Genomic DNA, 24,253 nt, shown 5'->3' with positions numbered 1-24,253 from the left:
ATTTTTTTTAGACAAAAAGATTATTTAGCTTTGTCTAAACTTTTAATTTGATTGATGTAAATTTATTATTAGTTACTATGAAAAACACTTTACTGCATTATATTATTATTGGTGCAACCCTTTCTTCGATCGTTTTATCGTGCGAGAGTCTCAATGACATCTATGCGCCGCGTGAACCAGAAGAAAACCAACTTCTGGATGGGCCCATTGAAGGCCTGACTACCCAAGAACAGATACAGTTTCTTCATGGCGATATCGCCTTTAACGATGAGGTGTTTACCGTAGAAAAAGGTTTAGGTCCCGTGTTTGTTGGCAACCGTTGTGCTGCTTGTCATGCGGGTGATGGCAAGGGGCACCCATTTAACGGATTCATCCGATTTGGTCAGAGCGACAGTTTAGGCAATCCGTATGCGACATTTGGCGATAAGCGGAACCAATTGCAAAACAAGGCCATCCCAGGGTATCAACCTCAAGTCTTGCCAGAAGGTGCGCCATTTAGTTTGTTCATTGGTCCTGCAGTAACTGGTTTGGGGTATCTTGATGCCGTGAGCGACGCCGATATTTTGGCGCTTGCCGACCCCGATGATCTGGACGGTGATGGGATTAGCGGACGCCCTCATTATGCATACCCTCCAGATTATGTGCAACTCCGCCCGAACAGCATTCCAAAAGATGGGAAATACATCTTCCGCTTTGGGAAAAAAGCATCCACCTACGATTTGCTCCACCAAACCGCCGATGCCTACAATCAGGATATGGGCATTGTGTCCATCTTCCAACCCAATGAACCTTATGATGGCTTGCCCAATGACCCGGAAGTTTCCAAACGCACTATCGGCGATGTGGTCTTCTATCTGAAAACCTTAAAAGCCCCACTTCCGAGAAACCAGGACGATCCTAAAGTCATGGCCGGAAAGGCCATCTTTAACAACATCCAATGTGCGGCCTGCCATGTACCTACCCTACGCACCAGCTACTCGCCCATTGAAGCGCTGTCTTATAAAGAATTCCACCCTTACACCGACCTCCTGCTCCATGACATGGGGCCCGGTCTTGATGACGGCTATACCGAAGGCTACGCACTGACTTCAGAATACCGCACGCCACCACTTTGGGGACTTGGGTTATCAGCAGATTCACAAGGAGGCCAAGTATATCTTATGCACGACGGTCGCGCTAGGAGTATTGAAGAGGCCATTCTTCTTCATGGCGGCGAAGCAGAAAACTCAAAAAACAACTATGTCAATCTTTCTGCTCTTGAGCAGGAACAATTATTGGCATTTTTAAATTCACTATAAGCAATGAAAAGAAAAGAATTTCTAAAAACATGTGGTTTTGGGCTCGTCGGTTTGCCATTTGCCGCGAGTCTCCTGCAATCTTGTGGCGGCATTCATTATGCGGCGGCCAATGAATATAACGGCGTAATTACGATTGCGAAATCACAATTTATAATCAACCCGCAAAAGCCTGAAAAATTACGGGAATTTGTGATGGTGCAATCCAATCGCTACAAATTCCCACTCTGTCTTTACCGAACCGACAGTGATAATTATGTGACTTCCTTAATGCGATGTACCCATAGAGGCTGCGAATTGAATGTTGGTGGTGGCATCTATAGCTGTCCGTGCCATGGCAGCGAATTTACAAACGACGGAACTGTGATGACAGGGCCAGCAGACGAAAATTTACAAACCTTTACAACAACCACTGATGCAGAAAATATCACCATCTACCTATCTTAAAACTTCCTTTTTTATAGCTACGTTTTTACTGATCCATTTCGGAGTTTCAGCACAGGATTTAAAATTCACAAAAACGCCTTCAGACACCACCAGTCAAAAGTTAAGTATGGATGCCAATTACAACCGACCCACTTTTAAAATTGGAAATACGGGTGTTGCCATAGGCGGTTACTTTGAGGCCAATTCCATATATTCGGTTGAGGATGGCATCACGGATGGTCTGTCTTTCCAAGCACGCCGAATGTCGCTATTGCTTTCTGGATCCATTTCCAAACGCATAAAATTTCTGTCAGAAATTGAATTTGAAGAAGGTGGCAAGGAAATAGAGATAGAGTATGCCGCCATTGATATTGCATTTGATCCTTTGGTGAATTTGAGAACGGGAATCATTGTCAACCCTATTGGTTCTTTCAACCAAAATCACGACGGCCCAAAATATGAATTTGTGGAGCGCCCCAATGAAGCCGTCGATTTATTGCCTGGTACGTTTTCCAACGTTGGTGTTGGTCTCTATGGTAAAACCTATAAAGGTAACTGGATTTTTGGCTATGAAGCCTATCTGTCTAACGGGTTTGATTCCTCCATTATTGATAACGAGAACGACCGAACGTCACTACCGGCAACCAAGGAAAATCCAGAGCGTTTTTCTGAAAACTTTAGTGGTCAACCTTTGGTCACGACGAAGCTTGCTATTGGTAATAAGAATTTTGGAGAAGTCGGTTTTTCGTACATGGGCGGTCGGTACAATAAACTTGAAGAGGATGGGCTCGAACTCGACACGAAAGCACGCCGTGTAGATGTGGTTGCATTTGATTTTAATACAGTCATTAACAAAACCGGTACGGCCATTATGGGCGAAGCCGCTTATATATGGGTCGATGTCCCAAAAACCTATACCCAACAGTTTGGAAACAAACAATGGGGCTGGTTTATGGACATTGTACAGCCTGTCCTCAAACGAAAAATATTGGACTGGGACGATGCCACCTTTAATTTCGCGACGCGATTGGATTACGTCGATTTTAATGAGGGCAGATTTATACAAACAGGAGAAAAAATTGGAGACCATCTGTTTGCTATCACGCCTGCAATTAGCTTTCGTCCAACAGCACAAACCGTTCTTCGGTTGAATTATCGTTATGAATGGAAAACTGATATCCTCAATAATCCTAACGTCCAAACGGCTACTTGGTACTTTGGAATCAGTTCCTATTTCTAATAACTTTTTAAGTGAGTATTTATTCAGCAACAGGTTGGGGTTATTAAGATTATCTCTTAAACTCCTGCCTGTTGTTCACTTAACTAAACCATTAGGCACTAAAGTTTAATATTTACCCGATGCCAATAGGCGAGCCAACCCCACAGTCGGCTCTGGCGGAGGTCTTAAAAATAGACTGAAATTCTGTTGCACGTGCCGCACGGCAGTCAGGTTCGTGAAATAGATAACAAAATATTTTTTCACATCTTTTCAGGAAGGAATCCGTGAAAATCCGTGTAACCCGCCCTAACTGGTCGGGCAAGTTAGTATCAAAATTTTTAGAAGCTTAAGCGAGATGCACTTAAGAACATAATTTTAAATTTATTTGAAACTAATAAAAGCTCATTAGTTTATCTTCAAGAATATAAACATCGATAGATGTCCAGCCTCCACCCCACATTTACGTGAGAAATCGTTAATAATCAGCATATCATCTTCATTTTTTTAGTAACTTCGTAACTTATATTTAGGCTCATGAAAAAAATAGTTTTCGTTTTATTAACTTTTATATACTTTTCAGGCTGCAAAGATGCCAAGCCAGACAACGGCAACCTCAACATCGTGACCACGACAACTTTAATTACCGACCTATTGAACCAAATTGGTGGCGACAAACTCAATGTGCAAGGTTTGATGGGAAGTGGTGTGGATCCACATTTATATAAAGCCAGTGCCGGGGATGTCACGAAACTATCCAACGCCGATTTGATTTTTTATGGTGGCTTGCATTTGGAAGGTAAGCTCGTAGATGTTTTTGAAAAAATGGAAAGTCAGAACATCACAACCATTGCCGTTTCAGATGCTTTGGACAAAAACACCTTGATTGGTTCAGAATATTTCGCTTCTAATTATGACCCTCATATTTGGTTTGATGTGCACAATTGGGAACTCATCTCCACATTTGTGGTTCAAAAACTATCAGAAGCCGATCCAGAAAACAAAGTGTACTTTGAAGAAAACGGCAAGAACTATCTTGAAAAATTAAAAGTTTTGGATGCGGAGATCAAATCCATAATTGAGACCCTTCCGAAAGAAAAGAGAATCTTGGTCACTGCTCATGATGCCTTTAATTATTTTGGGCAAGCCTACGGATTTGAAGTCGTTGGCCTACAAGGCTTATCAACAGCTACAGAAGCTGGTGTGCAGGATGTCCAAAATTTGTCTAACTTTATTATCGATAAAAAAATAAAAGCCATTTTTGTGGAGAGTTCAGTGCCAAGACGTACCATTGAAGCACTTCAGGCTGCTGTAAATTCAAAAAACCATCATGTCGAAATTGGGGGCACTTTATATTCTGATGCTTTAGGAAATGCAGGCACTGCGGAAGGAACTTATATCGGGATGTTTAAATACAATGTGAATACGATTGTGAATGCCTTGAAATAATTTGGCAGTTTACAGTCGCAGTCACCATGACCTTCAAGGTTTCAACCTGTCCGCCGAAGGAGGAAAACCTTGTAGGTCCGAATAAAATAAATAGCTTAATGCTCTTAAATATTTGAAGCTGCTCCTGCTTTTTGCAGTAACGTAAGGACTGCCAGATTTTGAAAATAAGCTTATCCATAAATTTATCGGCATTCTTTAAAACAGCACAAAGGTCAAATAAAATGAAATTAATGAACACTAAAAAAAACGCGCATTCTAAGGACGAGAACCGGAACTCGCTGTCTGCCGACATGGCAGACGCAGGAGCTATTGCTGTTAAGGTGGACGATTTAACAGTTGCTTACAATTATAAGCCTGTTCTTTGGGATATCGATCTTGAAATTCCTGAAGGCGTTCTCATGGCAATTGTAGGCCCAAATGGTGCTGGAAAATCCACTTTAATCAAAGCCATCTTGGGCATTCTTAAACCTATTGCGGGGAGTGTTACTATATATGGCAAACCTTATCATAAACAACGTTCGCATGTGGCCTATGTGCCACAAAAAGGCAGTGTGGATTGGGATTTCCCTACGGTGGCATTAGATGTTGTGATGATGGGCACTTACGGCAGCTTGGGATGGATCAAACGTCCGGGGGTTAAAGAAAAGAAAGCAGCGTTGGAAGCTTTAGAAAAAGTTGGGATGCTCCCCTTTAAGGACAGACAAATTAGTCAGCTTTCAGGCGGACAACAGCAACGGATCTTTTTGGCAAGAGCATTGGTACAGGACGCCTCCATCTACTTTATGGACGAGCCTTTTCAAGGGGTAGATGCCACCACAGAAATTGCCATTATCAATATTTTGAAAGAATTACGAAAAGCTGGAAAAACAGTGGTGGTCGTCCATCACGATTTACAAACGGTTCCAGAATACTTTGATTGGGTTACTTTTTTGAACGTTAAAAAAATTGCAACTGGTCCTGTAAAAGATATTTTTAATGATGATAATTTGACCAAGACTTATGGTATTAATTATAAGGTGAGTGTGCAGAAATAAATTTCCTGCGAATGCAGGAATCTTTCTGGTTCCATTTGGTTAATCTCATTAAAAGAAGTCTAATCATCAATAAAATCAGAGATTTAATCAACGCATGAATAGTAATGAAGAAAATAGGCGGGAGTTGACAGAAATCGAGTAGAACCTTTAAGGTTTTAAAAACCTGAAAGGTTTGAGAGAAATAAACTTATGAAAAATTGCAACGATTCAAAACTATAAAATAAAAAAGATTCCTGCCTCCGCAGGAATAGGATATGAATTTACAGGAATACTTCTCTTTAGTCTTCAGTGATTACACGCTTCGAACCATCACTTTGGGCACCGCCATTTTGGGTGCCGTTACGGGTATGCTCGGTAGTTTTGCAGTGTTGCGAAAACAAAGTTTGCTTGGTGATGCGATTTCGCACGCGGCCCTTCCCGGGATAGCCTTGGCATTTTTGATTACGGGTGCAAAAGACACCAACACCTTACTTATTGGAGCCTTGGTCAGTGGACTCATTGGCACTTTCTGGATCAGAGGCATCGTCACCAAAACACATTTGAAGTCGGATACCGCTTTAGGGCTCATTCTTTCTCTGTTCTTCGGATTTGGAATGTTGTTGCTCACGTTTATACAGAAACAGCCCAATGCCAATCAAGCCGGACTGGATAAATATTTATTCGGCCAAGCCGCCACTTTGGTTGAAAGTGATGTCTGGTTAATGGCGATCATTACAGGAATTTGTTTGTTGGTCATGTTACTATTCTGGAAGGAGTTCAAACTTTTGCTTTTTGACCCCGACTACACCAAAACCTTAGGGTTCAACACCAAATTCATTGATGTTCTTATCACCTCATTTATTGTTTTGGCCATTGTTTTAGGCTTGCAGACCGTAGGCGTTGTGCTTATGAGTGCCATGTTGTTGGCACCTGCGGCAGCGGCGCGTCAATGGACCAACAGTTTAGGTAAGATGGTTTTTTTAGCCTCAATTTTTGGTGCCTTTTCAGGAGTTTTTGGAACTGCCATCAGTGCTAGTCAGGATAACCTTTCTACAGGTCCAGTAATTGTTATTGTGGCATCTGTATTTGTTGTTTTCTCTTTCGTCTTTTCACCTGGCAGAGGTTTGTTGTTTCGGCAAATCCGATTTATAAAGAATAGAAGGGATTTAGAATTTCAAAAAACACTCGCTTTTATGTACCATATTGCAGAGACCCACGAAGATATTTCACATCCACATACTATAAAAATACTAAACAATTTTCAAGGTTTTACGCGCAAGACACTTCAAAAATTGGTCGATAAAAACTATGTGACTTTAGATGGCACGATGTGGAGTTTGACGGAAGAAGGGTTTGAAACCGCAGCCAATTTATACAATCAAAATATCAAAAAACATGAGTAGTGCCCAATTTGAAATACAGCTTATTGCAAGTTTGGTTGCTATCGCCTGTGCCATTCCAGGAACCTTTTTGGTGCTCCGTAAAATGGCAATGATCAGTGATGCCATTAGCCATTCCATTCTTCCAGGCCTCGTCGTTGGTTTTTTTATCACCCAAGACCTCAACTCGCCGCTGCTCATTTTGCTAGCTGCACTTACAGGCGTCATTACGGTGATTTTAGTAGAGCGAATCCAAAAAACAGGTTTGGTCAAAGAAGATACCGCCATCGGATTGGTATTCCCGGCCTTATTCAGTATAGGTGTAATCATGATTGCAAAAAACGCCAATGACATCCATTTGGATGTGGACGCCGTGCTATTAGGCGAATTGGCATTTGCGCCCTTTGATAGACTAACGGTTGGTGGCACAGATATCGGTCCGAAATCTTTATGGATTATTGGAATAATCTTATTGGTTACCATCGGACTACTTATTGCTTTTTTCAAGGAGTTAAAGCTGAGCACTTTTGATGCCGGCTTATCTGCGTCCTTGGGATTTTCACCTGTAATCATCCATTACGGTCTGATGACCATGGCATCTATTACCACAGTTGGTGCCTTTGATGCCGTTGGCGCTATTTTAGTGGTCACCCTGATGATTGCCCCGGCTGCCTGTGCTTATTTGCTGACTACAGATTTAAAAAAGATGCTCGGACTCGCCGTATTTTTTGGGATTTTTGGTGCTATTTCAGGATATTGGGTAGCCCACTGGCTTGATGCTTCCATAGCTGGCTCTATTGCAACCATGCTTGGCGTGGTGTTTTTTCTTGTTTATTTATTCGCCCCGAGCAAGGGATTAATTGCGGTAATGTACAGAGAAAAACGTCAACGCATTGAGGTCTTGTTGCTGACCTTTTTACTCCATCTTAAAAATCATAGTGAAGTGGAAGAACGTCATGTCAACCATCTTAACGAACATATCAACTGGCAAAAAGTAAAAAGCAAGACCGTGTTGGATTTGGCGCTTAAAAACAATATGATTCTCATTGACAATAAAATCGTATCGCTCACCGAAAAAGGTGATGAATTCACCTCGCAAGCCATTGATTATATCATTACCAATGAAGATGCACAAATTGAGGACATGAAAAAGCATTTCTTTTTATTTCGAGGATAATCATCTTCAACACACCTACTTTTCTTTGAACATTGATATTTCACCAATTAACTCGAATCAATAGGCTAAATTCATTGGCATTCTTTAAAAATTGTGACACGAATATATATGCTAAATACATGTGAAACTTCATAGATTGGTCAGGCAGGTTTTTGGCTTTAGATAATTACCGCGCTTGTCTGCTGGTTAAGTTTTTCAATTATCTTTGGTAACAAATAATTTCGCTAACTTTGATATTCACCTAACTTTTAATAATGAAATATTCCCTCCTTTGCATCAGTCTATTTTTGTTTTATTCTTGTGGCACTTCAAAACAAATAGTAGATAAACCGATTCTTTTTAATGAAGAGCGCATCCAACTCACCAAAGAATACCTATCTACACGTTATGGCTTAGAGCAAGATAATCCAACGATTGTACCTAAAATGATTGTGTTACATTGGACGGTGATTCCAACAATGGAAAAAACCTTTCAGGCGTTTTATGACCCTGAATTGCCAAGCAGACCAGATCTTGCCACGGCAAGCTCATTAAATGTATCCTCTCAATTTTTGGTGGATCAGGATGGCACGATATACCGCTTAATGCCAGAAACGACTATGGCAAGACATGTGATTGGATTAAACCACACTGCCATTGGGGTCGAAAATGTAGGAGGGACCAAGGATTTACCCCTGACCAAAAAGCAAATAAAATCAAATATTTGGTTAGTGAAATATTTGAGTGAAAAATACCCTATTGAATACCTTATTGGTCATTATGAGTATACTAATTTTGAAGGTCATGAGTTATGGTTGGAGGTAGATGAAGGCTATAGAACGATAAAGAACGATCCGGGTGAAGACTTCATGAATGCCGTCAGAAAACGCACCAAAAAACTCAATTTGAAATCGGCTCCAGTAAATAGCCCAAATTGATCGAGCAATGCCTTTAACAAATCTCAATAAATAAACTATTATTAAGTATCTCCATTGGATCTTTAAAATCATAAAAAATCAACAAATGAAATCCACCCTCACCTTATTGCTCGCCATTTTTTCATTCTCTATGATGGCACAGGATATCGATATGACCACAAGTCTGTACGATAGTTATTCAAAATACAAAGAACCGAGCTTGGACAACCGCCGAATCAAACATGCGGATATCCAACCCTTGATTCTCAAACTTAAAAACAACCCTGCATATACAGTTCAAAAAGTAGGTGAAAGTATCAAAGGAAAAAACATCAGTTTGATCAGCATTGGTTCTGGAGACATTAATGTCTTTTTGTGGTCGCAAATGCATGGGGACGAACCTACCGCAACCCAAGCTATTTTTGACATTTTCAACTTCTTGAATAGTGACGATTTTAAAACCGAAAAAGAAGAACTTTTAAGCAAATTGACCCTTCATTTTTTGCCGATGCTCAATCCGGATGGGGCCGAAGTCTTTTCAAGACGTAACGCCTTGGGGATTGACATCAATAGAGATGCACTCATGCTCCAATCGCCGGAGGGCCAGATTTTGAAACGCATTCGCGATAGTTTGGATGCCGATTTTGGTTTTAATCTCCACGACCAAAGTACGTATTACAATGCGGAACGTACGCCCAAACCGGCGACCATTTCATATTTGGCTCCAGCCTATAATTATGAAAAGGAGATCAATGACGTTCGTGGAAACGCCATGAAAGTCATTGTTTTTATGAACAGCATCATCCAAAAGTACGCACCAGGACAAGTAGGGCGTTACAACGACGATTTCGAACCACGTGCTTTTGGAGACAACATCCAAAAATGGGGAACAAGTGCCATCTTAATTGAGTCTGGTGGATTTAAAAATGATGTCGAAAAACAAGAAATCAGAAAACTCAATTTTGTATCTATTCTATCTGCTTGCTATACGATTGCCAATGGAAATTATAAAGACATTCCAGTAGAAGATTATGAGAAGATCCCACAAAACGACCGAAAATTATTCGATTTAAAAATTGAACGATTTACCCATGAACTTTTAGGAAAGGATTACATACTCGATATCGGAATCAATCATTTGGAAGTTCAGGACAAAAACTACGACACTTTTTATAATGTGGGCAGTATTGTTGAAAAAGGTGATCTCTCAACTTTTTATGGTTACGAAACTGTCGATGCAACCGGTTATCGATTGATTGAAGGGAAAGTATATCCAAAAATCGTCCAATCTATGAAGGATTTGGAAGCCATGGACATTTACGCACTTCTAAAATCAGGGTACACCTACGTTCGCTTGGCGCAATTTTCACAAAAGGATAAAGACGTCTCCGTTCCAATAAATATTTTGGACAAGGATCAAAAAGTTCCAGGTTTTTTCGTGAACATTGGTAACAATCCCAATTTTGTACTGCAAAAGGATGGCAGTGTGGACTTTGCGGTGGTCAACGGATTCTTGATCGACTTAAAAACCAAAGAAAGCAATTTTAGGAATGCCATTTATTATGGTAAATAAGCCGTTTCTTTAGTAATTATCTCTCAAATATTCCAGAATGGCCTGCATGTGTTCCCTGACCTTATCGGTAGTAGTAAGGTAGTTATTATTCATAAAACTAAAAATCAAAACATCACCAGAATTGGTCAGCAAATAACCACTTAATGTATGAGTGCTTGACAACGTACCCGTTTTGGCAAACACGTAAGGGCCATCCACTCCCGCATACCAATTTTTCAGAGTCCCACTTACACCGCCGGCAGGAAAGAAATTGAACAGGCGTTCTCTTGGAATGTCGACGTAAAGCTTTTCCAAAACCTGAACAAGAGATAAAGGCGTAAAGAGATTGTAATTGCTCAAACCGGAACCATCCCTCCATTTTGGTTTTTGCTTCAAATCTTTAAGTTGTTTTTCGAGAATCGATTTCCGAATGGGATCTGCATCCAAAGTATCAGAAACCGTTGAGGAAGCCAAAATCAAAATCTGTTCGGCCAAAAAATTATCACTTACATGCATCATGCGCTTGTATAAACTGTCGGCCGGAATACTATAGAGTATCTGATCTGTTTTAGCGCTGGTATATGGGATGAATTCTACTTTATCGGGAAGCAAGTCATTCCAAAGTGCTTTAACCATTGTGGTATCCAATACAAACGGCACCTCAGTGTTAGTCGTTCTGGTCAATTTATAATAGAAATTATTTGCATTAAAATCACGACGTTTATCCATCAAGGTATAAGTCGTTTGAGCTCTCAAAAACTTCGGATAGGTTTCCAAATCGTCAGTGTTTGAAATCGTCACCACATTGCCGTACAATGGAAATGCACTGCGCTCAGGGCTGAAATAGGTGTCGTAATCTTCCCAGGCCCAACCTGGGCCAAATTTTTCGTTAGTATAATTACCCGTCACCAATTTTATGGCTTTATAATTTCGCATAAACTCCAAGGCCGTGCTATCCTTAAAATACGGATGTAAAAAGCTGGGATCTCCAGTACCACGCACTATCAAGGTATCCCCATGAACCGTATATTTAAAGGCTGGAACTTTATCAGGCAAATATTGGAGACCTGTATATAAGGTAAATATTTTGGTATTGCTCGCCGGTGTAAAATAACGTTCGGCGTTATGATTGAAAACCGTGTCCTTTGTCCTTGGATTGTATACCATAAGCCCGGTAAACTGAGGCTCATAAAAATTTGCGCTCATTGATTTTTCCAAGTGTTTTGATATTTGGGCAGATTTACAATTAGAAAGCACCAAGGAAAGTATCACAATACAACTAAAACGACCTAAAGAATTGAGATTTTTCACATTTCTTGAGTTTTTGGAATTACCGGTTTTTTTCATGTCAAAAGGAACAACTTAAACATAAGGTTCCGAAAGTTAGCTGATAATTTCCAAATTTGTCCAAACAAAGAGAAAAAAATGCCATTGTTAAAAAACTAGGGATTATCTACTATTACTATAAAACATTGAAGAACACACTGTTTAAATTAATTTTCTTACATTTACTCTACTAGTCTAACGAAAACAACTCAAATTATGCAAAAAAAAACTACCCTCACCTTACTTGGTTTTTTTACTTCTGCTCTTTTAATGTTATTCGCTCAAACAATCACCGTGACCGGTGTGGTTACTGATGCGAATAATGTTCCTATGCCAGGAGTCAATATCCTTGTAAAAGGCACCACTAAGGGTGCAACAACAAATTTTGATGGTGACTATACCATCATTGCTTCTTCTGGAGATGTTCTGATTTTCTCCTATGTAGGTTTCAAAAAAGTGGAAAGAACCGTTTCTGAAGCCGTAATCAATGTGACACTTCAAGAAGATGCGAGTTCTCTGGATGAAGTCGTGGTGACGGCTTTTGGGATTAAAAGAGAAACACGAGAATTGGGTTATTCTGTAACCCAAGTAAAAACTGAAGATTTAGATCTCACCGGTCAAACTGATGCCCTTTCCGGATTGCAGGGTCGAGTTGCTGGTGTTCAGATCAGCCAAACCTCTGGGTCATCGGGTGGTGGTATTGATATTTTAATTAGAGGAATTACTTCTGTCAATCCAAATAGAAGCAACCAGCCTTTGATAATTATCGATGGTTTAGCCCTGGATAATGATACTTTTTCTGGAAGTGTCTTACCAAGTGCGGGCTCAAATTCTCCAAGTAGTTCAGAACAATTTTCATTTACCAACAGGGGCTCTGACATCAACCCAGAAGATATTGAAAGTTACAACGTACTAAAAGGAGCGGCCGCCACAGCGCTTTATGGTGTAAGAGCAGCAAATGGGGCTATCATTATTACCACCAAAAAAGGAAAGTTAGGAAAGGCTAAAGTAGGAATAACAGCTTCTACAACAATGCGTAATATCAATACTACCCCAGAATTACAAAAAATATACCGCGAGGGCTTTAGTGGCCTTCCAAGAACCCTATACACTCCCGAAACCGACACAGGATTTACAAGATTAGGCGGAACTTCCTTTTATTCATGGGGACCGGAATATAGCGCAGACAGTGCCGTGGTAAATGGGGAAACGATTGATCTTACAGGCGATCGTTTTTATAATCCTTATGATCTCTTTCAAACAGGTGTCAATACCCAAGTGGATTTCAATATCAGTGGGGCTGATGATAAGCTTGATTATTATTTCTCTGTTGGTAACGATAGTGAAAAGGGCGTTTTACCAAATACTGATTATGACAAAACAACCTTAAGATTTAAAGCAGGTTATAAGGTCACTGAAAAATTTAATATCAACACTTCCATAAATTATACTAATGCTGGTGGTAAACGAGGAAATGGTGGTGATAAATCAGTGTTTAGTTCCTTGGCCTATTATTCTGCAACATTCCCGATCAATGATTATATCAATGAAGATGGCACGCAACGCAACTACTCCTTTGGGGTTATTGATAACCCACGTTATCTATTGGAAACAAGCCCGCTCACAGACGATGTAAACAGATGGGTAGGTAACGCTACCTTTAATTGGGCACCTAAAGACTGGATCAACGTAACCTATGCGGCACAAGTTGATAATTATTCAGATCAAAGAAATCGATTTGTTGCACCAGACCTCGACGCTGGAGCAGCGGTGGGAGGATTTATTGTCAACCAAAATATAAATTTTTTAGGCTTGGAATCCAATCTATTGGTCACCTTGAATAAGAAATGGTCAGACGACTTTGGTACGACTCTCACCTTAGGAAATCAAATATCAGATTCTAAAAGAGATTATTCTATGATTAGGGGAGAAACATTAAATGTCCCTGGCATTAATGATATAGCCAACACCATTAATATTTTTGCTGATAAAAGCGTCACTCAAATTAGGAATGTGGGTGTATTTGGAGAACTTAAAGCCGATTATAAAAACCAATTATTTTTGACCGTTACCGGTAGAAATGACTGGACTTCTACCTTAGAAAAAAATAACCGCTCGTTTTTCTATCCGTCTGTGAGTTTAGCCTACGATTTTCATGAACTTATTGATAAAGACAACGAATTTTTCAACTTTGGAAAGTTAAGAGCGTCATGGGCCGAAGTAGGTAAAGGACCAGGTTTCGGAGAAACGGGAAGTTACTTTGTATCTGATGGCAATTTTCCATTTAGTGGTTCAGGAGGCTACAGAGCAAGCGCTATAGTTGGCGAGGAGTTTATTGTACCTGAAAAAAACAGATCTTTTGAAATTGGTACTGATCTCCGATTTTTCAAAAACCGAGTCCGCGTGGATTATGCTTACTACAAAACCCGTGTTAAAAATCAAATTTTCACAGTGGGCACCGCCTACTCATCAGGTATTTCAGGAATTGTTAGAAATGCCGGGGATTTTGAAACCTTCGGACATGAATTGTTAATTTCCTATGATGTCTTCAAAACAGAAGATTTCCACTGGGAAACAATGATCAACTGGTCCACTAACGAAGGTAAGGTATTGTCCTTACCAGAAGATATTGACGCACTCATTTTTGCCGATGCAGGGGCTGCGGCGGGTATCACATCTGAAATCAGAAATGGTGATAAGATGGGAGAGTTATATGGATATAAATGGCGTTATGAAAATGGTCAAAGATACATTGGACCTGATGGCTTACCAAGGGTTGATAGATCTGAACGTGTTAAGGTAGGAAATGCTTTTCCTGATTTTGTGGCGTCGTTCAATAACGTATTGCGCTATAAGAACTTCAGCTTTAACTTTCTATTGGAATGGAAAGAAGGAGGTGATCTTTATGATGCTGGACGAAGAAATTCCATCAGAAATGGGAATCCAAAGGTTACTGAATTTAGAGATGAGACCGTGGTCTTATCGGGGGTAATGGACGATGGCAGTGGTGGTTTTGTTACAAACACCATTCCAGGGGTTATTGATCAGAACTATTACAGAGATACTAATAGATACAATTCAGCTGCAGAGATCCTTATACAAGATGCTTCATGGGTTAAACTTCGTAATATAGGTTTATCTTATAATTTTGGAAAAAACATTCTCAGCACTTTAAACATTGATAATTTAAGCGTGTCAATTAGCGCCCATAATATTTTAATATGGACACCTTATGACGGTTATGATCCTGAAGGAAACCAATACAGTGCCGGTAGTAACGTTTACGGATTTACAGGCCTTGGAACCCCTTTGAGTGAAAGTTATTCTTTCGGAATTAAATTAGGATTTTAAAAAAATTGAAAATGAAAAACATAATAAAAACAACATTTATAACATTGCTAATTTTGGGCGCAAGCTCGTGCAGCGATGAATATTTTGACGTGAACACACCTTCTGGAACAGTCCAGGAAGATGCACTTAGAATGAAGGATTTATTGGCACCAGTTATATACAGAACTGTTCAAGGCCAATATTCTGCCGCAGAAACTTTCGGAAATTACACCCAATACTTTACGGGATGGGGTGGTTTAGCTTCAGGAGAAACTACGGCATCAGGATTATGGACTAATTTTTACCTCTATGGGTTACCAAACATCTTAACCATCAAAGAAAAAGCGGCAGCTCTAAACGCAACGCGATATACTGCCGTAGCCGATATTTTAACAGCCATCAACTTGGGCATCGTTACGGACACTTGGGACAATGTCCCATATTCTCAAGCGGCATTAGGTGTCGACAATCCATCACCTTCTTTTGATTCGCAACAAGAAATTTACAGCAGTATTTTCGGACTTCTGGATAATGCGATAGCTATATTGGAAACGCCAAATACTTCCATTTATGAATTATCAAATGATGATCTTATTTACCAAGGTAATATGGATAAGTGGCTAAGAGCTGCATATACGATTAAAGCACGTTATCAATTACATTTGGTCAGCGCTGGTACGGTTTCTCCCAACGATGTGTTAATTACCATTGAAAAGGGCTTTACATCCAATGATGACGATTTTCAAATGAATTATACAGATAGAAATATCAATCCGCGTTATGCACAAGAGGTTGTCGCAAGAGGACAAGGAAACTTTCATAACGATTTGGCAAGTCAATTGGTAAGTTCCATGAATGGAGATTATTATCCTTTCCAGACGACAGCCCTGACTGTTGATCCAAGATTGCCACTTTTTGGTGAACTCCCAGCAGGCAGCACGGAATGGAAAGGTTATGTAAGTGGTGGTGCAGGCGCAAGCCCAGACGGGACTCCTGCCAATGCCAGATTCTTAACAGACGGCTATTATACCTCCATTGATTCTCCAATTACCATTATCACGTATGGCGAGGCTCTTTTTATCAAAGCGGAAGCTGCATTTTTGGCTAATGGTGGTACAACAACAAGTACTGGCTCTACTGCAATTGCCTACAACGCCTATCTTGATGGCATTATGGCAAGTATGAATAAATTTGAAGCCAATGGAAGTGCATACTTAGCTGACCCCGCAATTGCCGTGGGAGAATCTGGGTTGATGCTGCACCATATCATGAAAGAAAAATACATTCATAACTTCCTCAATCCTGAAACCTTTGTAGATTACAGACGTTATGATTTTTCTGATGATGTATTTGTCGGTCTCACAATACGTGAAGAAGCAGATTCCAGCGGTGAATATGCCGGCGAATGGTTTAGACGTGCAAGCTACCCTTCTACGGAAGTCACGAGAAATAGAGTCGCAGTTGAAGCCAATAGGCAAACACCTGTAACACCTGTTTGGTGGGATGCACAAAATTAAATTCCAACTATTTTTTATCAAAAAACCCTTCATTAACTTTAGTGAAGGGTTTCTTTTTGGAATTGCATCAAGGCAGATTTGAGTTGCTCTAAATCCTGCTTGGTATGGTTGGCAGTAATGACAATACGATTCATCAAAGCCTCATAATTCGGATATTTAAAATTAGTAATGATGATACCCTTAGATTTCAAATAGTCAAAAATGACATTGCTATGGGAATAGATCACAGGGTAATCATGATCATAATAAAATTGTTGTGGCAAATCGTCGTTACCATATACAAACTGCAAATTCTCACGCAATTTTTTGAGTTGATTCTGTATAATCCCCTGCCCTTTGACAAAAGTTTGCAAAAAGATAGGATTCATTCCTGCAGCCGAGATAAACACTACAGCACTCCTTATGCTGTCAACAAGTTTTTTATTTCCAACAATAACGCCTCCAGAACAGCCATAAGCTTTGGTCAAAGAGCTGATCATTATTTTTTGAGAAATTCTTGGATGGGCAATCATTTTGAAAACACCTGAACCGTCTTTGCCGACAATGCCCAGGCTATGGGATTCATCAATTAATAGAGTGATGGTTTTACTTGAAGAAATACCGTCCAAGAAATCGAAATTCGTGGGTTGGACCGCTAAGGACAATAACGCATCTGCCGTGATCACAACGGCTTCATTTACCTCATCAGTCAATCCCGGATGCAAGGCTCCATTTATAAACACGGGTTGACTTGAGTGTTCAAGAATCGCGGGATGTGTTTTTGGATAATGATAAAAATGTCGGTGTGTTGTTGCCAAATAATCAATTACGAGTCTTCCGGCCAAAGTACCTGAGGAAACGGTAAGGGCGGCCTCAGCCCCACTGTTATTTGAAAATAAATCCTCCGCTTCTTGGTAAATTCTTAATTGAATATTGGAATTCCGCGAACTCCCATAAGATGTGCCCCAGGTTTTGATACTTTCAAAAAGCAGGTTTTGAAAATCAGGGTTGGTAGCCATCCCTAAATAAGAAGTTCCGCCAAAATAAAGATAGGTCTCTCCATCAACTAAAATGGTTCTATCCGGAAATTGATCAACAGTCATTGATTATTAGGTTAAGGTCACGCCAGTCCCGTTCAAATCACTATAAAAAATTTCGCCATTTTCTATACGCACTCCACTGGCAATATCCTCTGCCAGCAATAAAGCGCCATCCATATCCACATAATCCAAAAGTGGCAATAAATGGGCAATGGCAGAAATGCCCACGGTGGACTCGGTCATACAACCTACCATGGTTTTCATTCCTAATTTGCGCGCTTTAACCAACATACGCCGTGCTGGTGTGAGTCCTCCACATTTGGTCAATTTGACGTTGATCCCGTGAAAATTTTGGTAACATTTATCGACATCCGATTCAACTTGACAGCTTTCGTCAGCAATAATTGGCAATACCGACTGTTCAAAGACTTTTTTATGACCTTCCCAATCGTCGGCAGGCAAAGGTTGTTCTATAAACTCAACTCCCAATTCTTTTAACACCTTTGCATTGGCGATGGTTTCATCTGCCGTCCAACCACAATTGGCATCTACCCTGAAAATCGCGTCGGTATGTTTACGCAATTCAGTGACTATGTCGATATCACGATCCGATCCTAATTTGATCTTATAAATTGGCCAAGGCATTTCTTTCATCTTAGAGACCATTTTTTCAATGGTATCTATACCTATCGTGTAATTAGTTAACGGGTTATGACTGATATCATAATTCCACAGTTCATACAATTTCTTGCCTTTTATCCTGGCGTAAAGGTCATTATAGGCCAAATCCAAAGCGCATAGGGCAAACATATTATGAGACAATTGCGATTTCATTTTCTCCCAAAATTCTTCAGGAGGAATGCCAGATGAATCTGCGATGAGCGGCTCCAATTGCTGCAAATCATTCATCATCCCTTTGATGCTTACATTGTAATAGGGATTTGAGGTGGCTTCACCAAATCCAGATTCACCATCATCCTTTAATTCAACAATCAAGGAAGGTTGCTCATCTCGAGACTCTCTTGAAATGGTAAATGTATGCTTCAGTTTTAAAATATAAGGTCTTAATATCAATTGCATAATATAAAATTAAATCGGTTTTGTGAGTAATTGAAAAATCAATAAGATGTGTATAAATAAACAACTAAATTAATGAATTTATAATGGTCATTTAAGTATGAAAAAATAAATATCCTTTATGCCTCCATTTCAAGAGTTTTAATCAAAAACAATTTGAATGGTTAAATTTATTCAATAGGCATTAAATATCATCCAAAGTAAGACCATTTAAAATCTACGCTCCTTTTGTAGTTTTTCGTAGGCTTCCTGAACCTGTCGGAACTTTTCAACAGCACCTTTCTGATGAGCTTCTCCTAAATGTACCACACGATCAGGATGGTATTTCTTTGCCATTTTTCTATAAGCCGCCTTAATCTCGTCCACTGTGGCTTCTTTTGTGATTTCAAGAATCTTATAGGCATTGTCACTACTGTCATAAAACATGGCCTTAATGCTTTCAAAATCTCGAGAACTGATGCCCAAATACCCTGAAATGGTATGAATTTGGTTCACTTCTGGATCCGTCACCATTCCATCGGCTTTGGCAATTCCGAAGAGAAAATGCAATAATTGCAATCGTGAGGCATGATCCATCATCTGTTGGATTTGCATGCACACTTGACGCACTGGAATTTGCTGCTGATTGATGCCCTTGAACAATCGAAATGCTTTATTGGCACGCTCCTGCCCGTACATGTTCACAAATTGCTGGCGTACATAATCAAGTTCCCGTTGGTCTTGATGTCCATCGGCTTTGATTACCACAGAAGCCAAGATTAAAAGGCTCACTTCAAAATCGCCCGGTTGCGTTTGAGGTTGCGCTTGCCGTCTGTAAGTGGGTTGATTTTTTTGTTTGGTCTGCCAATCGCCCAAAAGTGGTGTTCCGCTATCCGACACCGAATCTATTATACTTCCCAAGACCAATCCAATAATGGCTCCAATTGGCCCGCCAAAAGACCATCCCAATCCTGCGCCTATCCATTTCGAAAAACTCATTTATCTATTTTATTTTTAGTAGTTCAAATATACTATAGTTAGTCTTTTTATGCTCTAAATTAAAATTTAAATTTCCATTGACGATTAAAATACCCGCATTCAAACTACCAACTCGGGACTAATTTAATAAGGCGAATTTTTCATATCTTTGCAGTCCCGAAGTTCGGGACGAATTATTAATTTTTAAAATTTTAAAATATATGTATCCAGCAGAATTAGTAAAACCAATGCGAGAAGACCTGACCAAGGTTGGTTTTGAAGAATTACATACCGCTCAAGATGTTGATGCCGCTTTAGCGAAAGAGGGCACAACCCTGTTAGTGGTAAATTCGGTTTGTGGCTGTGCGGCAGCTAATGCGCGCCCAGGTGCGCGAATGAGTTTGCAAAATGAAAAGCATCCTGACCATACCGTAACTGTATTTGCCGGTGTAGATAAAGAAGCTGTAGATAAGGCAAGACAGCATATGGTTCCATTTCCTCCAAGTTCACCATCTATCGCTTTGTTTAAAGACGGCGAATTGGTACACATGTTAGAGCGTCATCATATTGAAGGAAGACCTGCAGAAATAATTGCGGAAAACCTTGTGGATGCTTATAATCAATATTGCTAAAAAGTTTGAGGCTTGGAGCGCCCAGGTTGATGTCAAAGTATCGAAATTTTTAAAAGAACCATGGTAAACTTACTGTGGTTCTTTTAGTTGGTGCGCAACCTTTTAGAATAGAATGCATCTACCTTAAAAGGTATTATTATGAAAACGTTGATATTTGTTTTAAAATTTGCCGTACCATTCCTTTTATTGACGGCTTTTAAATGTGATGACCGGGATACCATGTCCTGTGAAGACTACGTTTCAAAATTAGCTCTAATGAAAGCCGAGATTAAAAATCTTGCTGACGCTTCCATTTGCAATGAAAATTTTGAATGCCGGTCAATTGCCCTTGGCAGTAAACCCTGTGGCGGACCTTGGAGCTACTTAGTTTATTCTACCTCCATAGACACTTTAGCGTTGCTTGACCTCGTGGAGGCGCATAACAAACTAGAACGAGTTTTTAATGTGGAATGCCAACAATATTCAGATTGCATGATGGTCGATCCGCCACTTCGTTTGGAATGTGAGGACAATAAATGCATTGCCATTTATTAATAGGTTTTTAGGTTGAGTTTTTCTTAATTTTGTAGCATGAGAAAAATATTGGCCTACCCTTTAACCGTTTTATATTTTATTTGTTTTGGAATCACGCTTGTGGTATTCCATCCCATTCAATGGATATGCTTTAATCTCTTTGGTTATCAAGCCCATAAAATCAGCGTCGATTGGCTTCAGTTTTTTTTGATGCGTTCCCTGAATGTTCTGGGTACCCGATTCACCTTTACCAATCCTTATGATATTGACACAGATCAACCCTTGATCATTGTCGCCAACCATCAAAGCATGTACGATATTTCTCCTATTATGTGGTACATGCGCAAGCACCATCCAAAGTTCATTTCAAAAATGGAATTGGGAAGAGGCATTCCGAGTGTCTCCTACAATTTGCGTCATGGCGGCTCGGTATTGATCGATCGGAAAAACCCGAGACAGTCCCTTCCTGCCATTATGAAATTTGGAGAATATATTGAAAAGAACAAACGGGCAGCCGTCATTTTTCCGGAAGGAACGAGAAGCAAAACAGGGGTTCCAAAACCTTTTCAGACCAAAGGGCTCGAAATGATGATGAAAAAAGTGCCATCAGCTACCATTGTCCCTATTAGCATCAACAATTCTTGGAAAATGCTGCGTTACGGAAAATTTCCCATGGGGATTGGAAATCATTTGAAATTCACGGTACATCAACCTATCAAAATCGCTACCTTTGTAGATAAGCAAGAATTAATCAAATCTGTTGAACAGACGATTACTTCAAATATTCATCCCTAAATTACAAGATTATGTCTTTAAAAAATGTGAGATTGGAAGTGATGCAACACCTGGAAAAAGACGTCGAATCACTTATAGAAAAATACTTAATACCCATTGATAAAATTTGGCAGCCCACTGATTTTCTACCAGATTCAGAAAGCGATAAGTTTTACGATGAAGTCAGAGAAATACGTGAATTATCAAAAGAATTGCCTTACGATTTTTGGGTAGTTTTAGTGGGTGATATGATCACGGAAGAAGCCTTGCCAACCTACGAATCGTGGTTGATGGATGTAGAGGGCGTGGATCAAGTTGGACGAAACTCTTGGGGAAAATGGGTACGCCATTGGACTGCTGAAGAGAACCGACACGGCGACGTGCTCAACAAATACCTATACTTGTCAGGCCGCGTCAACATGAAAGAAATTGAAAAGACAACACAGCATTTAATAGCCGACGGATTTGACATTGGCACCGATAGAGATCCTTATAAAAACTTTATTTATACCAGTTTTCAAGAGCTTGCCACCTACGTTTCCCACAATCGCGTGGCAAAAATTGCCAAAGAAAAAGGCAATAGGTCACTCTTTAAAATGTGTAATATTATTGCTGGCGATGAGATGCGTCATCATCATGCCTATTCTGAATTTGTAGAACGTATATTCACCGTAGATCCAAACCAAATGATGATTGCCTTTCAGACCATGATGAAACAAAAAATCACCATGCCTGCTCATTTCTTAAGAGAATCCGGTAATCAGATAGGAACCGCTTTTGAAGAATTCTCAAATACAGCACAACGAATAGGTGTTTATACCTCTGCCGATTATGTGGATATTTTGGAGAAATTAATCAAGCGTTGGGATATTGGCAACATCAAAAATCTTTCTGACGAAGCTGAAAAAGCAAGAGATTATCTCATGAAACTTCCGGACCGAATGAAACGCTTGGCAGATCGAATGCGGATTCCTGAAAACTCCTATCAATTTAAATGGGTGGAGCCGGCGAGGTTGAAGTAAGCTATTTCAAAGACACACTAATTCCTTTTAATATTTAAAAGGAATTTTTTATTAATAGATATGACCGAAGATCTAAAAATTGATAAAACCATCAATTTCGTAAAAAAACAATTAAAAAATGCCGAAGGCGGCCACGATTGGTTCCACATTGAGCGTGTTTATAAAAATGCCTTATTGATTGCGAAAAATGAAGACGTTGATCTTTTCGTCGTTCAGCTCGGCGCCCTGCTTCATGATATTGCTGACAGTAAATTTCATGATGGCGATGAAACCGTAGGCCCAAAAGTTGCTCATGAGTTTTTATCAGAAATCCATGTGGATACTTCAGTGATTGACCACGTCATCAACATCATTAAAAACATCTCCTTTGGTGGTGGAAATGAACTCCAAAAGTTCCATTCCCCAGAACTTGATGTCGTACAAGATGCCGACCGATTGGATGCCTTAGGCGCCATCGGGATTGCACGAACATTCAATTATGGGGGCTTTAAGAACAGACTACTTTATGATCCTTCAATTCCGCCAAATTTAGACATGTCCAAAGAAGAATATAAAGCTTCAAATGCGCCAACCATCAACCATTTTTATGAAAAATTATTGTTGCTAAAAGACATGATGAACACCGATACAGGACGTAAAATTGCTTTAGAGCGGCACCAATTTATGGAGCTGTTTCTTGAGCAATTTTATGCGGAGTGGGATGGTAAAAAATAAAAATTAAATATTTTAAGGTAATTATTGTGCCTTAATCCATCACTGGCGTCACCGTATAACCAGCCTTTCTCAATAAATTAATGACGCCTTGACCACCTGCCAAATGTGCGGCTCCCACCCCATAAAATGTGGAAAACTCTTTTGAAAATTTAGAAATTTCCGGAATCCAATTATTATTTCTTTCATCTAAAAAGCGCGCCATCATTTCCAAATCGCCATTCATATAGTCATCCATATAATCGTATAAAGAATCTATATCCTCGGAAATGTAGAGTTGGGCCATGGTGTTAAAAAGTTCTGTACTATCATCCAAATTTTTAATCATGTCAAGCAGATCGTCCAATTGCCTGTCATAAGGGGTCGCATCAAAAACACCAACTTGAGTTGCTATTGTTTCTAAACCCTTAATTTGTTTACCCGATTCTTTTGCCATTTGCATCAAAGTCATTTCAAAACTCGCCAATGGACCATCCACCGATGCCATTAAAACAACAGACATGAGCATAAAAGGTTTCATGGTGTTATACATTTGCATACCAATTCCCATTTTTTCCTTCAAAAAATTGTCCAGTAACTCATATTCGCTATCATCCATAAAGGATTTCAATTCCGTTCCTTGCTCCAAATAGGCTTGGGCCATCATATCTTTCATAAATTCAGGATGCGACATATCTAACTCCAGTACCACCAGCTCAGAAGAATCAAAAGCTGTTTTAACCTTGTCTTTCAAATTAAAATCCTTTTCAGGAATAAGATGCATGGTCCCGAATAGGTAGGAGGTTTTGATCTCATCTCCTTCAATTTTCCAAAGGTTTGTTTTATCGTTGTCTTGAGCAATTATTGTCAAGGGAAAGAAGCTCAAAACGGCGGTTATGATAATTTTTACAAAGCTGTTCATAGTTGGTATGGAAGTGTTTAAAATTCAAAAACTAAGTAAACGGATAATGATAATCCTCAGAAATCTGATAA

At 39.7% G+C, this 24,253-nt stretch carries 21 protein-coding genes; 16 read left to right on the top strand and 5 right to left on the bottom strand.

The features are described from left to right. Positions 1–77 precede the first annotated feature (77 nt). The 9 genes from G6N06_RS06435 to G6N06_RS06395 all read left to right on the top strand — a co-directional run bounded on the left by G6N06_RS06435 (position 78) and on the right by G6N06_RS06395 (position 10,424). Entirely contained in the window at positions 78–1,298 is a 1,221-nt protein-coding gene (locus G6N06_RS06435) for a di-heme oxidoredictase family protein (RefSeq protein ID WP_163515239.1), read from the top strand. Between the two features lie 3 nt (positions 1,299–1,301). Continuing rightward, positions 1,302–1,742, top strand: a complete 441-nt coding sequence (locus tag G6N06_RS06430; protein WP_163515238.1) for a QcrA and Rieske domain-containing protein — start codon at positions 1,302–1,304, stop codon at positions 1,740–1,742. Then, positions 1,711–2,961 (top strand): porin, encoded by a 1,251-nt coding sequence (locus G6N06_RS06425; protein ID WP_163515237.1) that lies wholly within the window; start codon positions 1,711–1,713, stop codon positions 2,959–2,961. The genes G6N06_RS06430 and G6N06_RS06425 overlap by 32 nt, the downstream gene beginning before the upstream one ends. Positions 2,962–3,474: 513 nt before the next feature. Next, on the top strand, positions 3,475–4,386 hold the full coding sequence (locus G6N06_RS06420) for a metal ABC transporter solute-binding protein, Zn/Mn family (RefSeq protein ID WP_163515236.1): 912 nt from the start codon (positions 3,475–3,477) through the stop codon (positions 4,384–4,386). Between the two features lie 290 nt (positions 4,387–4,676). Next, complete coding sequence (locus G6N06_RS06415; RefSeq protein WP_163515286.1) at positions 4,677–5,420, top strand: metal ABC transporter ATP-binding protein; 744 nt, start codon at positions 4,677–4,679, stop codon at positions 5,418–5,420. A gap of 254 nt (positions 5,421–5,674) precedes the next feature. Next, positions 5,675–6,802, top strand: coding sequence for a metal ABC transporter permease (locus tag G6N06_RS06410; protein ID WP_163515235.1), 1,128 nt, complete (start codon positions 5,675–5,677; stop codon positions 6,800–6,802). Beyond that, on the top strand, positions 6,795–7,955 hold the full coding sequence (locus tag G6N06_RS06405; protein ID WP_163515234.1) for a metal ABC transporter permease: 1,161 nt from the start codon (positions 6,795–6,797) through the stop codon (positions 7,953–7,955). Before G6N06_RS06410 ends, G6N06_RS06405 begins: the two co-directional genes overlap by 8 nt. 254 nt (positions 7,956–8,209) lie before the next feature. Beyond that, positions 8,210–8,872: a peptidoglycan recognition protein family protein gene (locus G6N06_RS06400; RefSeq protein WP_163515233.1), complete on the top strand. Its 663-nt coding sequence runs from the start codon at positions 8,210–8,212 to the stop codon at positions 8,870–8,872. An 85-nt stretch (positions 8,873–8,957) separates the two neighbouring features. Then, entirely contained in the window at positions 8,958–10,424 is a 1,467-nt protein-coding gene (locus G6N06_RS06395; RefSeq protein WP_163515232.1) for a M14 family zinc carboxypeptidase, read from the top strand. Between the two features lie 9 nt (positions 10,425–10,433). On the opposite strand, the gene G6N06_RS06390 is transcribed toward G6N06_RS06395, so the two are convergent. Then, the gene (locus G6N06_RS06390) at positions 10,434–11,609 is read right to left on the bottom strand and encodes a D-alanyl-D-alanine carboxypeptidase (protein WP_163515231.1); all 1,176 of its coding nucleotides are present in this window, start codon (positions 11,607–11,609) and stop codon (positions 10,434–10,436) included. 336 nt (positions 11,610–11,945) lie between these two features. Between G6N06_RS06390 and G6N06_RS06385 the strand changes: the two genes are divergently transcribed. Then, positions 11,946–15,080 (top strand): SusC/RagA family TonB-linked outer membrane protein, encoded by a 3,135-nt coding sequence (locus tag G6N06_RS06385; protein ID WP_240337988.1) that lies wholly within the window; start codon positions 11,946–11,948, stop codon positions 15,078–15,080. Positions 15,081–15,091: 11 nt separating this feature from the next. Further along, complete coding sequence (locus G6N06_RS06380) at positions 15,092–16,576, top strand: SusD/RagB family nutrient-binding outer membrane lipoprotein (RefSeq protein WP_163515230.1); 1,485 nt, start codon at positions 15,092–15,094, stop codon at positions 16,574–16,576. Between the two features lie 38 nt (positions 16,577–16,614). Here the strand turns inward: G6N06_RS06380 and G6N06_RS06375 are convergent, their stop codons facing one another. The 3 genes from G6N06_RS06375 to G6N06_RS06365 form a co-directional block, all read right to left on the bottom strand. Then, positions 16,615–17,658, bottom strand: a complete 1,044-nt coding sequence (locus tag G6N06_RS06375; RefSeq protein ID WP_163515229.1) for an aminotransferase class I/II-fold pyridoxal phosphate-dependent enzyme — start codon at positions 17,656–17,658, stop codon at positions 16,615–16,617. Between the two features lie 6 nt (positions 17,659–17,664). Further along, positions 17,665–18,675, bottom strand: coding sequence for a dipeptide epimerase (locus tag G6N06_RS06370; RefSeq protein ID WP_163515228.1), 1,011 nt, complete (start codon positions 18,673–18,675; stop codon positions 17,665–17,667). A 207-nt stretch (positions 18,676–18,882) separates the two neighbouring features. Then, complete coding sequence (locus G6N06_RS06365) at positions 18,883–19,650, bottom strand: TerB family tellurite resistance protein (protein ID WP_163515227.1); 768 nt, start codon at positions 19,648–19,650, stop codon at positions 18,883–18,885. 200 nt (positions 19,651–19,850) lie between these two features. Here G6N06_RS06365 and G6N06_RS06360 point away from each other — a divergent pair, with 200 nt between their 5' ends. From G6N06_RS06360 to G6N06_RS06340, 5 genes are all read left to right on the top strand, one after another. Beyond that, positions 19,851–20,261, top strand: a complete 411-nt coding sequence (locus G6N06_RS06360) for a BrxA/BrxB family bacilliredoxin (protein WP_163515226.1) — start codon at positions 19,851–19,853, stop codon at positions 20,259–20,261. Positions 20,262–20,399: 138 nt separating this feature from the next. Beyond that, a complete protein-coding gene (locus tag G6N06_RS06355) occupies positions 20,400–20,795 on the top strand; it encodes a hypothetical protein (protein WP_163515225.1) in 396 nt (131 codons plus the stop codon). Positions 20,796–20,831: 36 nt separating this feature from the next. Beyond that, positions 20,832–21,569 (top strand): lysophospholipid acyltransferase family protein, encoded by a 738-nt coding sequence (locus G6N06_RS06350; RefSeq protein WP_163515224.1) that lies wholly within the window; start codon positions 20,832–20,834, stop codon positions 21,567–21,569. An 11-nt stretch (positions 21,570–21,580) separates the two neighbouring features. Further along, complete coding sequence (locus tag G6N06_RS06345; protein WP_163515223.1) at positions 21,581–22,570, top strand: acyl-ACP desaturase; 990 nt, start codon at positions 21,581–21,583, stop codon at positions 22,568–22,570. 60 nt (positions 22,571–22,630) lie between these two features. Continuing rightward, the gene (locus tag G6N06_RS06340; RefSeq protein WP_163515222.1) at positions 22,631–23,284 is read left to right on the top strand and encodes an HD domain-containing protein; all 654 of its coding nucleotides are present in this window, start codon (positions 22,631–22,633) and stop codon (positions 23,282–23,284) included. A gap of 31 nt (positions 23,285–23,315) precedes the next feature. Here the strand turns inward: G6N06_RS06340 and G6N06_RS06335 are convergent, their stop codons facing one another. After that, the gene (locus G6N06_RS06335; RefSeq protein ID WP_163515221.1) at positions 23,316–24,182 is read right to left on the bottom strand and encodes a TraB/GumN family protein; all 867 of its coding nucleotides are present in this window, start codon (positions 24,180–24,182) and stop codon (positions 23,316–23,318) included. Between the last annotated feature and the right edge of the window lie 71 nt (positions 24,183–24,253).

The organism is Gelidibacter japonicus, from assembly GCF_010725055.1.
GTDB lineage: Bacteria > Bacteroidota > Bacteroidia > Flavobacteriales > Flavobacteriaceae > Gelidibacter > Gelidibacter japonicus.
The sequence above is the reverse complement of the archived record's forward strand: the minus strand, read 5'-3'. Positions and strand labels throughout refer to the sequence as shown.